This is a genomic window from Collinsella sp. CLA-ER-H10 (assembly GCF_040092475.1).
Lineage (GTDB): Bacteria > Actinomycetota > Coriobacteriia > Coriobacteriales > Coriobacteriaceae > Collinsella.
The window spans coordinates 59,355-73,130 of record NZ_JBBNLM010000002.1 but is presented as its reverse complement, the minus strand read 5'-3'; the positions used below and the strand labels follow the sequence as shown (position 1 = coordinate 73,130).

The 13,776-nt window shown below is 60.2% G+C and carries 12 protein-coding genes; 7 read left to right on the top strand and 5 right to left on the bottom strand.

Going from position 1 to position 13,776, the window contains the following annotated elements:
* Positions 1-4: 4 nt before the first annotated feature.
* Both AAAX36_RS01815 and AAAX36_RS01810 read right to left on the bottom strand, forming a co-directional pair.
* Positions 5-1,048, bottom strand: a complete 1,044-nt coding sequence (locus AAAX36_RS01815; protein WP_349073799.1) for a hypothetical protein — start codon at positions 1,046-1,048, stop codon at positions 5-7.
* Positions 1,048-2,124 (bottom strand): hypothetical protein, encoded by a 1,077-nt coding sequence (locus tag AAAX36_RS01810; protein ID WP_118080950.1) that lies wholly within the window; start codon positions 2,122-2,124, stop codon positions 1,048-1,050. Before AAAX36_RS01810 ends, AAAX36_RS01815 begins: the two co-directional genes overlap by 1 nt.
* 500 nt (positions 2,125-2,624) lie before the next feature.
* Between AAAX36_RS01810 and AAAX36_RS01805 the strand changes: the two genes are divergently transcribed.
* The 6 genes from AAAX36_RS01805 to AAAX36_RS01780 all read left to right on the top strand — a co-directional run bounded on the left by AAAX36_RS01805 (position 2,625) and on the right by AAAX36_RS01780 (position 9,236).
* Positions 2,625-3,848: an iron-containing alcohol dehydrogenase gene (locus tag AAAX36_RS01805; protein ID WP_117655226.1), complete on the top strand. Its 1,224-nt coding sequence runs from the start codon at positions 2,625-2,627 to the stop codon at positions 3,846-3,848.
* Positions 3,849-3,932: 84 nt separating this feature from the next.
* A complete protein-coding gene (locus AAAX36_RS01800; protein WP_349073798.1) occupies positions 3,933-5,033 on the top strand; it encodes a glycerol dehydrogenase in 1,101 nt (366 codons plus the stop codon).
* Between the two features lie 144 nt (positions 5,034-5,177).
* On the top strand, positions 5,178-6,245 hold the full coding sequence (locus AAAX36_RS01795) for a glycerol dehydrogenase (protein ID WP_349073797.1): 1,068 nt from the start codon (positions 5,178-5,180) through the stop codon (positions 6,243-6,245).
* Positions 6,246-6,396: 151 nt separating this feature from the next.
* Positions 6,397-7,650: a 4Fe-4S binding protein gene (locus AAAX36_RS01790; protein ID WP_349073796.1), complete on the top strand. Its 1,254-nt coding sequence runs from the start codon at positions 6,397-6,399 to the stop codon at positions 7,648-7,650.
* Between the two features lie 114 nt (positions 7,651-7,764).
* On the top strand, positions 7,765-8,841 hold the full coding sequence (ychF, locus tag AAAX36_RS01785; RefSeq protein WP_035136922.1) for a redox-regulated ATPase YchF: 1,077 nt from the start codon (positions 7,765-7,767) through the stop codon (positions 8,839-8,841).
* Between the two features lie 11 nt (positions 8,842-8,852).
* Complete coding sequence (locus AAAX36_RS01780; RefSeq protein WP_349073795.1) at positions 8,853-9,236, top strand: DUF1648 domain-containing protein; 384 nt, start codon at positions 8,853-8,855, stop codon at positions 9,234-9,236.
* Between the two features lie 9 nt (positions 9,237-9,245).
* Here the strand turns inward: AAAX36_RS01780 and AAAX36_RS01775 are convergent, their stop codons facing one another.
* On the bottom strand, positions 9,246-9,635 hold the full coding sequence (locus tag AAAX36_RS01775; RefSeq protein WP_349073794.1) for a hypothetical protein: 390 nt from the start codon (positions 9,633-9,635) through the stop codon (positions 9,246-9,248).
* Between the two features lie 616 nt (positions 9,636-10,251).
* Positions 10,252-11,265, bottom strand: a complete 1,014-nt coding sequence (locus tag AAAX36_RS01770) for an asparaginase (RefSeq protein WP_349073793.1) — start codon at positions 11,263-11,265, stop codon at positions 10,252-10,254.
* Positions 11,266-11,532: 267 nt separating this feature from the next.
* Between AAAX36_RS01770 and guaA the strand changes: the two genes are divergently transcribed.
* Positions 11,533-13,131: a glutamine-hydrolyzing GMP synthase gene (gene guaA, locus AAAX36_RS01765; RefSeq protein WP_055309954.1), complete on the top strand. Its 1,599-nt coding sequence runs from the start codon at positions 11,533-11,535 to the stop codon at positions 13,129-13,131.
* Positions 13,132-13,451: 320 nt separating this feature from the next.
* Here guaA and AAAX36_RS01760 read toward each other — a convergent pair whose 3' ends face one another.
* Positions 13,452-13,691, bottom strand: a complete 240-nt coding sequence (locus AAAX36_RS01760; protein WP_229107834.1) for a hypothetical protein — start codon at positions 13,689-13,691, stop codon at positions 13,452-13,454.
* Between the last annotated feature and the right edge of the window lie 85 nt (positions 13,692-13,776).

The window sequence follows — 13,776 nt, the reverse complement described above, 5'->3', positions numbered from 1 at the left end:
GCCGTTAAAAGCCGTAACGGCGCGCAAATTCCTGGGCAAGCTGCGATACGTCTTCGCAAGCGTTGGCCCAGGGAGCAAAATCGGGAGTATCCGAGATGATGCCGTCGGCCTCCCAAACTGCCTGATGCGAAAGATCCCAGGGATCGTGTGGCTCGGGCCGGCAGGGAAGGTACGGTGTCTGGTACATGGGGTTCAGTAAGAAGAACGCACCGCCCTCGCAACGGTTGGCAAACTCGCGCAGTGCGCGTGTCGCCGGGCGCATCTTGTTCGTTTTGAACAGCAGAATCGTGCGGGCGAGTAGGTACCAGGGGGAGTTCTCGAGGGCATCGGCCCCCATCTGCTCCTCGAGCTGGTGGACCAGGGCAAAAAAGCCGTCCTGGTCTTCCAGGCGAGCGAGGGCGAGCAACACGGTGCCTGCGGCTCGGGTGGGGTAGCCTTCCGCCTTAAGGACGCGGCGGGCGTAGTTGGCGGCAGCACGGTAGCGGGCGCTCGCCATGCACAGCTGCGAGATGGCCTCGAGCGTATGAAGCCACCCGATAAGAGCCGGCTCGCTCACGGTAAGGTCTGCTGCGGTGACACCATCGGCCAAAACATTATTGGCCCAGTAGTGCGGGGCTTCCATGTCGAACCCGGGCACACTTTGCTGCAGGTAATCGGCCGTGGTCGCCTCAAGCTTCATCAGGTCGCCCAGGCAGGCGTCAACGGGCGTGTCGGCCAGGATGATGGCGAGCAGCTGGGCATCGAGGACATACGCATCGATGCGGACGATCTTGAGCAGCTCATCGCGCATATCGTCGAACAGGCGGTTGCGCGTCTGCTCAAACTCCTCGTCGCTGCCCATGTCTTCGATGCGATGGAGTTCGTCAAGCAGGTGGCGGTGAACGCCGGCATAGGACAGCAGCGCCTGGGCATGCTCGGTCTGCGCATACTTATGAGGGTTGACGCTCACGTCGTTATGGACAAGCTCGCGTGCTGCATCGGTGAGTTCGGGGTGCGACGCAAGGTAGGCGCGCTCCAGGTAGGCGGGGATGTAGACGCTCGGATCCATTAGAGGTCTCCTCCCTTAAACGGCAGGCCCTGCTCGGCCGCCCGCAGGATGCGCTCGTCAATCTGGGAACGCACGATATCGTTGGTGGCGACCCAGGCGGCAAAGCTGGCGTTGTCGGGGGCGCCCAAGCCCTCTTGCAGTACCGGCGTCGCCTCGGACAGCGCAAGGACAAGCTCGTCGGTGGAGCCCACGCCCACGTTGACGCGGGCATAGACGCCATCGGGAAACTCGGTTTGGAAATAGAGCGCCTCGGCTGCGTGTGGGCACGAGCGTGCAAGGATGCGCAAGTAGTGCTCGGCACCCTCGTAGTCCAGCTCGCGCCAGGCAGCGCTCATCAGCGCGATGAGCGTCCACGGGTCCAAGTCGCGCTCCGCGTCCTTGGGACGACGGCGTAGCGGCGTGTTGGTGAGATAGGGGACGGAGTGGGCAGAGCGAAAGCGCTTGAGCTCCTCGGCGGGGTATTCGAGCTTCGCCATGGCGAGCATCGCGGTGTGACGGACGCCGGCCGGATCGTTGGGGGCAAAGTCGAGGCTGCGGTTTGCGGCTTCGAGCGACATGCGATAGCGGCCGCTAATGAGGGCGCGCGACGCAAGGGCGGCAAGCCAGCGCAGGTAGGGGCGGCGCATAAGGTCGCCTGCGGCCTCGCGCTCGTAGGGGTCCTGCGCCGAGGCGATCTTGAGTGCCAGGTCGTGCTCGACTTCATCGCGCTTGGATACCAAGTACTGTACGTACTCCTCGTTGGAGTTGGCGGTGAGGGCGATCAGCATGCGCTGGGCATCCCAGTTGGTGGGGTCGAGCGCGGCTGCCTCGCGAAGCATGTTCTCGGCAGCGGCCTCTTCTTGCTCTGCCTGGGTATCGTCAGGGATAAAGGGAATGCGGTAGTCGACAGCCTCGACCACCTTGGCAATGAGGTGCCCGGCGCGGTCGCGGTCGTGCACGATGAGCGGCGCGGGGTCGCGGGTGAATTGTTCCATCAGACGCTCTACGGCGGCACCGTCGGTGAGCGGGATATTGTCGCGGCGCAAGGCCTCAAGAACGAGGCGATGGCAATCCTCTTGAATGGGATCGAATGCCATGGGGCCTCCTTTGCTGCGGTTAGGGTTCAAATGTCTCTATATAAGGTTCTAGTTTACCCGCATGTGGCACACCGGGGGTGCCGCACTTGGACATGCACCTTTGCACCACGAAGACGGATGTCGCACAAATGTCGGCACCTTGGACGACTGAGTGGTATCACGGTGCCGCAAACGGTCGATTTTTGGCGGCGAACGGGGCACATTTTGGAGGGCCACAGTCCTGCCCGGGATATGTGGTCAACCTTGATAAAACGTTTGCCCAGCTTGGGAGTATGAATGCCCCACAAGGGTCTTCAGGGATAGAAAAAACGTTTCATCATTGTCGGCTTTAGGTGAATAACTGACCAACCAGAACGGTAGAATAGTGTTTGTCTGAGCGTTGAGACGTTTAGACATCGCGCATTGTCATCGCCGGCAACGCGCAAAACGGTCCTAACGGAGCCAATTGGGTGCTCCGTTATATACGCAAGTCTAAGAGGGGCTTGTTTAGGAGGCACAGTATGGGACGTTTTACCAATCCTCGCGATCTGTACTTTGGTGAGGGCGCTCGCCACGAGGTGAAGAACCTCAAGGGCAAGAAGGCCATCATCGTTTCTGGCGGCAGCTCTATGCGCCGCGGCGGGTTCCTGCAGGACGTTGAGGCCGACCTCAAAGAGGCCGGCATGGAGGTCAAGCTGTTCGAGGGCGTCGAGTCCGATCCGTCCATCGAGACGGTCATGAAGGGCGCCGAGGCCATGCGCGAGTTCGAGCCCGACTGGATTATCGCCATCGGCGGCGGCTCGCCCATCGATGCCGCTAAGGCCATGTGGGTCTTCTACGAGTATCCCGAGGAGTCCTTCGATAACATCATCCAGCCGTTCAGCTTCCCCGAGCTGCGTCAGAAGGCTCACTTCTGCGCCATCTCCTCTACCTCCGGTACCGCTACCGAGGTCACTGCCTTCTCCGTCATTACCGACTATGCCAAGGGCATCAAGTACCCGCTGGCCGACTTCAACATCACCCCTGATGTCGCCATCGTCGACCCCGAGCTCACCTACACCATGCCCGCCAAGCTGTGCGCTCACACCGGCATGGACGCTCTGACCCACTGCATGGAGGCCTACGTTTCCACCTGCGCTTCCATGTTCACCGACGCCAACGCTCTGCACGGCATCCGCGAGATCGTCGAGTGGCTGCCCAAGTCCTATGCTGGCGACCATGAGGCCCGTCAGCACATGCACGAGGCTCAGTGCATCGCCGGTATCGCCTTCTCCTCGGGCCTGCTCGGCATCGTTCACTCCATGGCTCACAAGACCGGTGCTGCCTTCGAGAACGGCCACATCATCCACGGTGCTGCTAACGCCATGTACCTGGGCAAGGTCATCCAGTGGAACTCCAAGGATCCCCGTGCTGCCGAGCGTTATGCTTACGTGGCCAAGGAGATCCTGCACCTTCCCGGCGAGACCAACGAGGAGCTCATCGCCGCGCTCGTCCAGAAGATTCGCGACCTCAACGACCAGCTCAACATTCCGCAGTCCATCAAGGATTACGCGAATGGTGGCGTGAAGGTCGACGCCGAGAACCCGCAGATGGTTTCCGAGGAGGAGTTCCTCGCCAAGCTGCCCGAGATCGCCGCGAACGCCGAGACCGACGCCTGCACGCCGGAGAACCCGCGTGAGACCAAGGCTGCCGACTTCGAGAAGATCCTCAAGGCCTGCTACTACGACACCGACATCGATTTCTAATCGACTCTTGTTATCGTAATGAGGGGCTCCGCACGTATCCGTACGGAGCCCCTTTCTTTTTAATTATTAGAGAATGGGATAAAAATGGCTGCAATCTTCAATAGCCCCAGCAAGTACATCCAGGGCCCGGACGAGCTCGCCAAGCTCGGCTCTTACGTTGAGCCGCTCGGCGCTAAGGCCCTCGTCATCGTGACGCCTTCGGGCAAGAAGCGCGTTGGTGCCAAGATCGAGGGCGGCTTTGCCGAGGCTAAGGCCGAGCTGCTGTTTGAGGACTTTAACGGCGAGTGCTCAAAGGGCGAGGTCGATCGCCTGGTTGCGCTCGCTCGCGACAACGGTTGCGACATCATCGTCGGTGTCGGTGGCGGCAAGATCCTCGACACCGCCAAGGCCGTTGCCTACTACCTGGAGTCCCCGGTCATCATTTGCCCCACCATTGCTTCGACCGATGCTCCGTGCTCGGCACTTTCGGTGCTCTACACCGACGACGGCCAGTTCGACAAGTATCTCTTCCTTAAGGCAAACCCCAATATTGTCCTGATGGATACGACGGTTATCGCGGCGAGCCCGGTGCGCCTGACGGTTTCCGGCATGGGCGATGCGCTCGCAACCTACTTTGAGGCCCAGGCGACGCATGATGCCGACGGCGGCACTTGCGCCGGCGGCAAGGGCGGCATGGCCGGCTTGGCGCTCGCCAAGCTCTGCTACGAGACGCTTATGGCCGATGGCGTCAAGGCCAAGGTCGCGCTGGAGAAGGGTGCTCTCACGCCTGCCGTCGAGCACATCATTGAGGCCAACACGCTGCTTTCGGGCATTGGCTTTGAGAGCTCGGGCCTTGCTGCTGCTCATGCCATCCACAATGGCCTGACGATGCTGCCCGAGTGCCACGGCATGTATCACGGCGAGAAGGTCGCCTTCGGCACCATCGTCCAGCTGGTACTCGAGGATGCTCCGACTGAGAAACTCGAGGAAGTCTTGGGCTTCTGCATTGAGCTGGGCCTGCCGGTCACGATGAAGGAACTTGGCGTTGCCGAGCTTACGCACGAGCAGGCCATGATTGTTGCCGAGGCCGCCTGCGCGCCCGATGACACCATGTGCAACATGCCGTTTGAGGTGACGCCCGAGATGGTCGCAAACGCCATTCTGGGTGCCGACGCACTGGGTCACTACTACCTTATGGATGAGTAAACTAAGGTAAGGAAGGGGCAAAGCCGACAGATGGCTTTGCCCCTTTTTGCTATGGTGCAAAGTGGCCTGTCTCCAATGCACAAGTTGGTGCAGGGGGCAGGTTACTTTGCACCAATCGTTGTTTGATGAAGGGCGGATTCTCGTATGGCGCTTCCCATGGTTTATGGCGGTCCCGGCCGGTATGTTCAGGGGCCGGGCGAACTTTCGCGTCAGGGCAGGTACTTGTCGTGGTTGGGCTGCGCTGCTTATGTCTTGTTTGACCAGGGCACCGAGGATCGGCTGTGCAAGCAGATTGTCGATGGATTTCTGGACGAAGATCTAAGTGAGCCGTTCTTTAAGATTTATGACGGTCCGTGTACGGAAGAGGCCGTTGTCGAAATGGCTAAGGAAGCCCAGGCCGAGTATTGCGACATGGTGGTGGGTATTGGCGGCGGCAAAATGCTCGATATCGCCAAAGCAGTAGCGTTTTATGCCGAGCTGCCGTTGTGCGTATGCCCCACGGCGGCTTCGATGGACGGTCCGTGCAGCGCGATTTCGGTGCTGTATCACGAGGATGGGTCGTTCGACCACTACCTGATGCTCGAGAAGAATCCAGACCTGGTCGTGGTCGATACCAACGTGGTCGCGGCAGCCCCACTGCGTATGACGGTCGCTGGCATGGGCGACGCACTGGCAACGTACTTCGAGGCGCGTTCGTGCGCCGCGGCGCACGGTACCAACGAGCACGGTGGCGAGCCGGGGCACTTGGCTCTGGTCGCGGCTCGCGCCTGCTACGACACGCTCATGGAGTGCGGCGTCGCTGCCAAGCGCGACCTCAAAAAGGGCCGTACATCGCCGGCGGTTGAGCGCCTGATCGAGTGCAATATTCTGCTCTCGGGCGTCGGTTTTGAGAGCGGTGGCTTGGCGTTGGCGCATGCCATCGCCAACGGTCTGACGATCCTGCCCGAGTGCAAGGCCATGCATGGCGAGGCCGTGGCATTTGGTCTGGTGGTGCAGCTACGCCTGGAGCGTGCGCCCGAGCTTAATCAGGTGCTCGAGTTTTGCCAGCGCGTCGGTTTGCCGACCACGCTCGAGGAGCTGGGCCTTAGCGAGATTTCCGATGCCGATCTGCAGGGTGTTGCAAATGCGGTCTTTAGAAACGAGCGTAACATGGCCAACGAGCAGACAAAGGTGACCAGGCAAAAGCTCGTCGAGCTCATGTGTGAGGCATAGCTTGGCGCTTGATCGGCCTTGTGCAATCGAGGCGGCGATAGACCATGGGCTATTTGCCGCAAAGATGCGCCGCGTGTAATTTGCCCGAGGCGTGGGCCGATAGCGTATCATTATCTCTTGCTTGTTTGCACTGCTCAGGGAGGGGCCGCGCATGGCGCAGGAACACGATCTGTTTGATGACATTATCGAGATCAGCAAGGGTTTCGACTTTCTTAAAAACCCGCTTGGCGGTGTGACCGATGCACTCGATCCATCGGCGCCGCAATGGAATCCTGCCGACTACAAGGAGCGCCCGCGCGGCAACACCATTCCGTGTCTGGCCTGCAAAAACGAAAAGAGCGGCTGCACCGCGTGCATGGATGTGTGCCCGGTCAACGCTATCGAGGTCGAGGAAGACGCCATCGAGATCCTCGACTCCTGTCGCAAGTGCGGCCTGTGCGCCGCTGTCTGTCCGACCGAGGCGATCATCTCGCCGCGCCTGGCGCCCAAAAACCTGTATGACGATATTGTCTCGGCGGCTACGAGCCACGAGACCGCCTACGTCACCTGCACGCGCGCCCTCAAGCGCATGCCGCGCGAAAACGAGGTCGTCGTTGCCTGCGTGGGCGATATTACGGCTGAGACCTGGTTCTCGGTACTGGCGGACTATCCCAACGTGAGTGTGTACCTGCCGTTGGGCGTGTGCGATAAATGCCGCAACACCGGCGGTGAGGACATTCTGGGCGAGGCGATTGCGAAGGCCGAGGAGTGGTCCGGCACGGGTATGGGCCTGGAGGTCGACCCCAAGAGCCTCAAATGCCATAAGCGTCGCGAGTACGAGCGCAAGGAGTACATGGAAAAGATTGCCCGCACCACGGGCCTGACGGTGACCAAGCTCAATCCGGCGACGGCGGCGCTGGCCTCGGTGACGCAAAAGCTCAAGGCTCATCGCCATCAGATTACCCAGCTGGAGCGCACGCTCAACACCATGTGCGGCACCACGACGACCAAGCGTCGCCGTACGCTTACGCACGGGCGCCAACTGGTGCTCTCGACGTTGCAAAACCACCCCGAGCTTGCCCAGAACATGCAGGTGAGCACGCCGGAATGCGATTTTGACAAGTGCACGTCGTGCGGCGAGTGCGTCAACGTGTGCCCCACGTTTGCCTGCGATTTGGTGGGAAGCGGTCGCTTTGCGTTGGAGTCGACGTATTGCTTGGGCTGCGGTGCCTGCGTCAAGGTGTGCCCCGAGCATGCGCTCAAGTTGGTTGAGCATGACGCGTCCAATCTGGTCGTCGTCGATCCCGAAGCCGAGGAAAAGGCCGCCCAGAAGGCGAAGGCTCACGAAGAAGCTGAGAAGGTCAAGGCCGAGGCAAAGGCCAAGCTGGACAAGATGCTCGACCAGGTGGAAAAGCTCGCGGACTAGCCAGCGACCCCAATCTTTGCTTCATTTGCGCCGTCGTGGTGTCCGGATTCGCCCGGATGCTGCGGCGGCGCTATACTTATGCAGTTTGAAGTACCTGTACCAAAAGGAGCTGTCGTGTCCCTTTCCATCGGTATCGTGGGCCTGCCCAACGTGGGCAAGTCGACGCTGTTCACCGCGCTTACCAAAAAGACCGGCCTTGCCGCCAACTACCCGTTTGCCACGATCGACCCCAACGTGGGTATCGTCGATGTGCCCGATAGCCGCCTGCAAAAGCTCGCCGACATCGTCAACCCGGGTCGCATTGTGCCGGCGACGGTCGAGTTCGTCGACATCGCAGGTCTGGTGAAGGGCGCTAACGAGGGCGAGGGCCTGGGCAACCAGTTCCTGGCCAACATTCGCGAGACCGACGCCATCTGCGAGGTCGTGCGCTACTTTAAGGACCCCAACGTCATGCGTGAGGTGGGCCGCACGGGCGAGTTCGTCGATCCCGCCGGCGATGCCGACACCATCATGACCGAGCTCATCCTGGCCGACATGGGCACGCTCGAGAAGCAGCTGCCTAAGCTCGAGAAGGAGGCCAAGCGCGACAAGGAGCTCATGCCCAAGTTCGAGGTTGCCAAGCGCCTGCTTGCCTGGCTCAACGAGGGCAAGCGCGCCGCATCCATGGAGATGACCGACGAGGAGCGTGCCGCCGCCAAGGGGCTGTTCCTGCTCACCATGAAGCCCATCCTGTATGTGGCCAACGTGGACGAGGATATGCTCAACGACGATCTGGCGCCCATCGATGGTGTCAAGCCGCTGCCCATCTGCGCCAAGATCGAGGCAGAGCTTTCCGAGCTCGATCCCGAGGACGCCGCCGACTACCTGGAGAGCCTGGGCCTGGAGCAGCCCGGCCTGGACGTGCTCGCTCAGGCTGCCTACAAGCTGCTCGGCCTGCAGTCGTTCTTTACGGCCGGCGAGATGGAGGTCAAGGCCTGGACGGTTCGTCAGGGCGCGACCGCCCCGCAGGCCGCTGGCGTCATCCACACCGATTTTGAGCGCGGCTTTATTAAGGCCGAGGTCATTGGCTACGACGACTACATCGAGCTCGGCGGCGAGCAGGGCGCCAAGGCCGCCGGCAAGTTGCGTATTGAGGGCAAGGACTATGTCATGGCCGATGGCGACGTCGTGCACTTCCGCTTTAACGTGTAAGGACGACGCATATGTTCAAATATGGCAAAAAAGCTGGCTACATGGGTATTGCGCTGCTCGTACTTGCGGTGATTCCGCTGGTGGTCGCAGCGTGTGTTATCCCCAACATTGGCCCCGAGGTGGCAACGAAGTTTAACGCCGCCGGCGAGGTGACGCGCTGGGGTAAGAGCTACGAGCTGCTGGCACTGCCGGTACTCAATCTGCTGCTGAGCGTGGCGACGTACTTTACGGCGGGACGCCAAGCCAAGAACAATGACGACTCCGCCGCCATGGCGCGCATCGTGTGCGAGCGCTACCTGCGTAACGGTTGCATCACGGGTGTGTTCCTCAACGTGATCAACGTCTACTTTATGTATTCGGCGATTACCGGTATGGGCTTTGGCCTTGGTTTCTAGCTTGTCCTTTTAGGCAACGAGCCTGCACATATATTCAATGGCTGCTGCGAGGCCGCCGCTCGATCGTGGTTTAAAGACCATATCGGCGGCGGTCTCGTTTTCGTATCCGGCGCCACGAAGGGCGAGTGCGATGCCGGCTTCTAAAAGGAGCGGCAGGCCGCGTTGGCTGGTTGCGATTACGGCAGCCTGATTGAGTGGGCAGCTGTGCGTTTGGCATTGAACAGCAAGTTCACCTTGCGTCGGGCAAGGGAGCAGAACGGTGGCGACGCGACTTGATAGCAATGCAAATGCTGTGCGCTCATCGGGCGAAAGGCATTCTGCTTCAACGACGACGAGCTTGGGCGGTGCGCTGTTTGTGCGAGGCGTGGCTCGGTACATGCGGACCGAAGAACCCGACATAGAAAACTCCTGTGTATTCGGCAAAACGTAAACTATAGTTTACGTTTATGTTCGGCTCCATTTCAAACTCGGCTGCATGGACGAACGTGCGAAACAGATTCTTGGCAGGCGGGTCGAAGAGACACGCAGGGACCTTGGTATCTCCAAGGTTGATTTTTGTGTGGCGACAGGAATTAGCCGACCCTACCTCGACCGAATCGAAGATGGGACGGCAAATTTCACGCTCAAGGTTCTATTTAAGATCGCACCCGCACTCGGCATGACGGTGTCAGAACTTCTCGAGGGTATCGAATAGGACGTTCCCCCGCTGTATTTGACGCTCTTTGGGCGGGTCCCCCTGGTTGCGATGTGCAAAATCGCGAGTATTCAGCACCAGTTCGGCCGTAGATGGTAGCTCGAGCGGCTGGCTTTGCCTTTTTGACAGTAGTTAATCCACACGCTTAATGCAAATGTGGAATAAATATTTACTAGACGGCCTCTTCGCCCTAAAAGTTCGTCTAACAATCGGCCGATTCTATGTCTCCGGCGGAGAAATTGCAGAATACTCCGATTTTTGCACGGCCCGAGGGGGACCACCTGTCGTTTGAGGCTGCGATAAGTGGAACTGCCTTAGGGATTACGCCATCGGGATGCGGTCGTGGTTGACTTGGCTGTAGAACAGGCGCTGGATCTCGGCCGCATCGCGTGACTGGCCGAGTGCCCACATGGTCTTGGCCACGAGCGTCTCGGTGGTCATGTCGTCGCCGCGCAGAATGCCCGGATGATCGGCGTAAGCACGGCCGACCTCATAAACGCCCAGATCGAGGCCCTCTTCGGGGACCTGCGTGGTCATAACGACGGTGCGACCCGAATCGACCCAGCGGAAAATTGCCTCTTGGAACGACTCGCCCGACTCGCCAAACTCGGGGATACCGCCAATGCCAAAGGTCTCCAGAATCACGGCGTCGTAGCTGTCGGCAAGGGCGTCGAGGATGCCCGGGTTCACGCCGGGCGTAAGCTTGAGTACAAATACGCGCGGGTCGATGCTGTCGTAGAAACGCACCGGGTTTTCGCCCAGATGAGTGCCGTGGAGCCCGTTGCGCACGATGCGGTCGTTGCGGATGTAGGCAATGGGCGGATAGTTGACGCTAATGAATGCGTTAAAGCTCATGGTGCGCTGCTTGCGGGCGCGCGTGCCGGCAATGGCTACGCCGCCAAACACGATCGAGACGTCGTGCGAATGCTCGTCGAGCGCATAGAGCAGGCTCTGGTACAGATTGAGCTTGGCATCGGTAAAGGGATTGCCCATGGGCTTTTGCGAGCCGGTGAGCACGATGGGCTTGGGGCTGTCCTGAATCAGATAGGAAAGCGCCGCCGCGGTGTAGCTCATGGTGTCGGTGCCGTGCAGGACCACAAACCCGTCGTGGTCGGCATAGCCCTCGACGATGACGTCGCGGATACGCATCCAGTCGCTCGGGCGCATATTGGTGCTGTCGATGTTCATGGGCTGCACCACGTCGAGCTCGCAGAGGTCCGAGATCTCGGGGACGCTCTGGGCGAGCTCCTCACCGGTCAGGGCGGGGGAGAGGCCGTTGCCGTCCTCGGTCGATGCGATGGTGCCGCCCGTGGCGATGAGAAGGATGCGCTTCATGCTGGTATTCCTATCGTATTTGCCGCCGCAAGGGCGGAGTCGTTCGGCAGTATTGTGGCACAGGGCGTCCAATGTTCAAACGTATTACATCATCTGTAACGTTTGGTAACACTTCAATTGCCGTCAAATAAGGGCCTAGGTCGTGCGTTTGCCGTGCGCTGATGGCTGCGAGGGGCGAGAAACCCCATATAACGTGTACACTATGAAGGCTATTTTCGTTCATTCACGCGGGTGGGCACCGGCTCCCCGCCAACAAGAGGGGGAACCATGGATCAAAAGGCTTCCGCAAAGGTCCTCGTACTCGACTTTGGTGCGCAGTACGGTCAGCTCATTGCCCGTCGCGTCCGCGACCTCAACGTGTATTCCGAGATTGTCCCCTGCGACATCTCGGCCGACGAGATTCGCGAGATGAACGCCTCTGCGCTCATCCTTTCTGGCGGTCCGGCTTCCGTGTATGCCGAGGACGCTCCGTCTATCGATCCCGCCATCTTTGACCTGGGCCTTCCCGTCCTGGGCTTCTGCTACGGCCATCAGATCACGGCCGTGACGCTCGGCGGCAAGGTCGGCCACTCCGAGGTGGGCGAGTACGGCCGCGCCACCATCACGCGCACGGCCGGCGCCAAGCTCTTTAACTCCACGCCCATGGAGCAGACCGTGTGGATGAGCCACCGCGACGCCGTTTCCGAGGTGCCCGAGGGCTTTACCGTTACCGCCAGCACTGACGTGTGCCCGGTTGCTGCCATGGAGTGCGTCGAGCGCAAGATTTTCACCACGCAGTTCCACCCCGAGGTCAAGCACTCCGAGTATGGTCAGCAGCTGCTGAGCAACTTCCTGTTTGAGATCTGCGGCCTGGAGCCCAACTGGAGTATGGACAACCTGGTCGAGACCATGACGGCCGAGTTCCGCGAGAAGGTCGGCGACGACCGCGTGATTCTGGCCCTGTCCGGTGGCGTCGACTCCTCCGTCGTGGCTGCGCTGGGCGCTCGCGCCGTGGGCAAGCAGATGACCTGCGTGTTCATCAACCACGGTCTGCTGCGCAAGGGCGAGCCCGAGCAGGTGGAGGAGGTCTTCACCAAGCAGTTTGACGTCGACTTTATCCACGTCCACGCCGAGGACCGCTATGCCGAGCTTCTGGCCGGCGTGACCGAGCCCGAGGAGAAGCGCCGCATCATCGGTACGCAGTTCTGGAAAGAGTTCTTCGCGGTTGCTCAGCAGCTCGAGACCGATGGCAAGCCGGTCAAGTACCTGGCTCAGGGCACCATCTACCCCGACATCATCGAGTCCGGCGCTCGCAAGACGGGCGGCAAGACGGCCACCATCAAGAGCCATCACAACCTGATCCCGTTCCCCGAGGGCGTGCACTTCGACCTTATTGAGCCGCTCGATCACTTCTTTAAGGACGAGGTCCGTGCACTTGGTCTGGCGCTGGGCCTGCCGGGTCACATCGTGTTCCGTCAGCCTTTCCCGGGTCCGGGTCTGGCCATCCGCATCATCGGCGCGGTCGACAAGGAGAAGCTCGAGATCCTCAAGAACGCCGACGCTATCGTGCGCGAGGAGCTCGACGCCTACAACCAGCGCCTGTATGAGCAGACCGGCGAGCGTAACTCCGAGCACAGCTGCTGGCAGTATTTTGCGGTTCTGCCCGACATCAAGTCCGTCGGCGTTATGGGTGACGAGCGCACCTACCAGCGCCCGATCATCCTGCGTGCCGTCGAGTCCAGCGATGCCATGACCGCCGACTGGGCCAAGCTGCCCTACGACGTGCTGGCCCGCATCTCCGGCCGCATCGTTGCCGAGGTCCCCGGCGCCAACCGCGTGTGCTACGACATCACGTCCAAGCCGCCCGCGACCATCGAGTGGGAGTAGGCTGACAGGGTTCTGACCTGTATTTTTGAGTGCCGCACTGTGCTGCTGAGTTTCGTTTCGTACGAGAGTCATGGCAAAGCCGCCAGCGACGGCGGTGGGCGAATACGATAATCTAGCCTCCGTTCCCGTGATGGAACGGAGGCTTTTTCTTTACCGTTTTACTCCCTTTCATCTGCGATTTCGCTATTTACTCCCCGTATTTCGAGACGGCAAGGAACGGGGCGGTATTCGGAGGAATGGGAGTAAGGATTTGTTTGCGCTTAAGCTTCCGTCCCCCTAAGTGCGCTTCATGTCCCTCGTCGCCTCCGCGCGGCATGCCGCTATACGAGCTTCTTGCGCGTCCTTGGATCGAGTCCGGAGTACAAGTCCTTGCCGTTCATGAGCGACAACGCATGGAAGGGTGTGTCGGGGAGGCCTTCGGCATGGAAGGCGCTCTCGTACGACCTGATCGAGTCCGCTATGCTGTTCGATTGGTCACGCATGACAACGGTGAGCAGGTAGTGGCGGTCGGAGAGGCCGTCGCTTCCCGACTCGTCGACGAAGATGCTGAGTTCTCGCATTGCTCTCATGGATAAGAAAAAAGCCGGGGAAAACGTCCCCGGCACTTGGAAGCCTTCCTAACGGAAAACCAATTACCTTGTATCA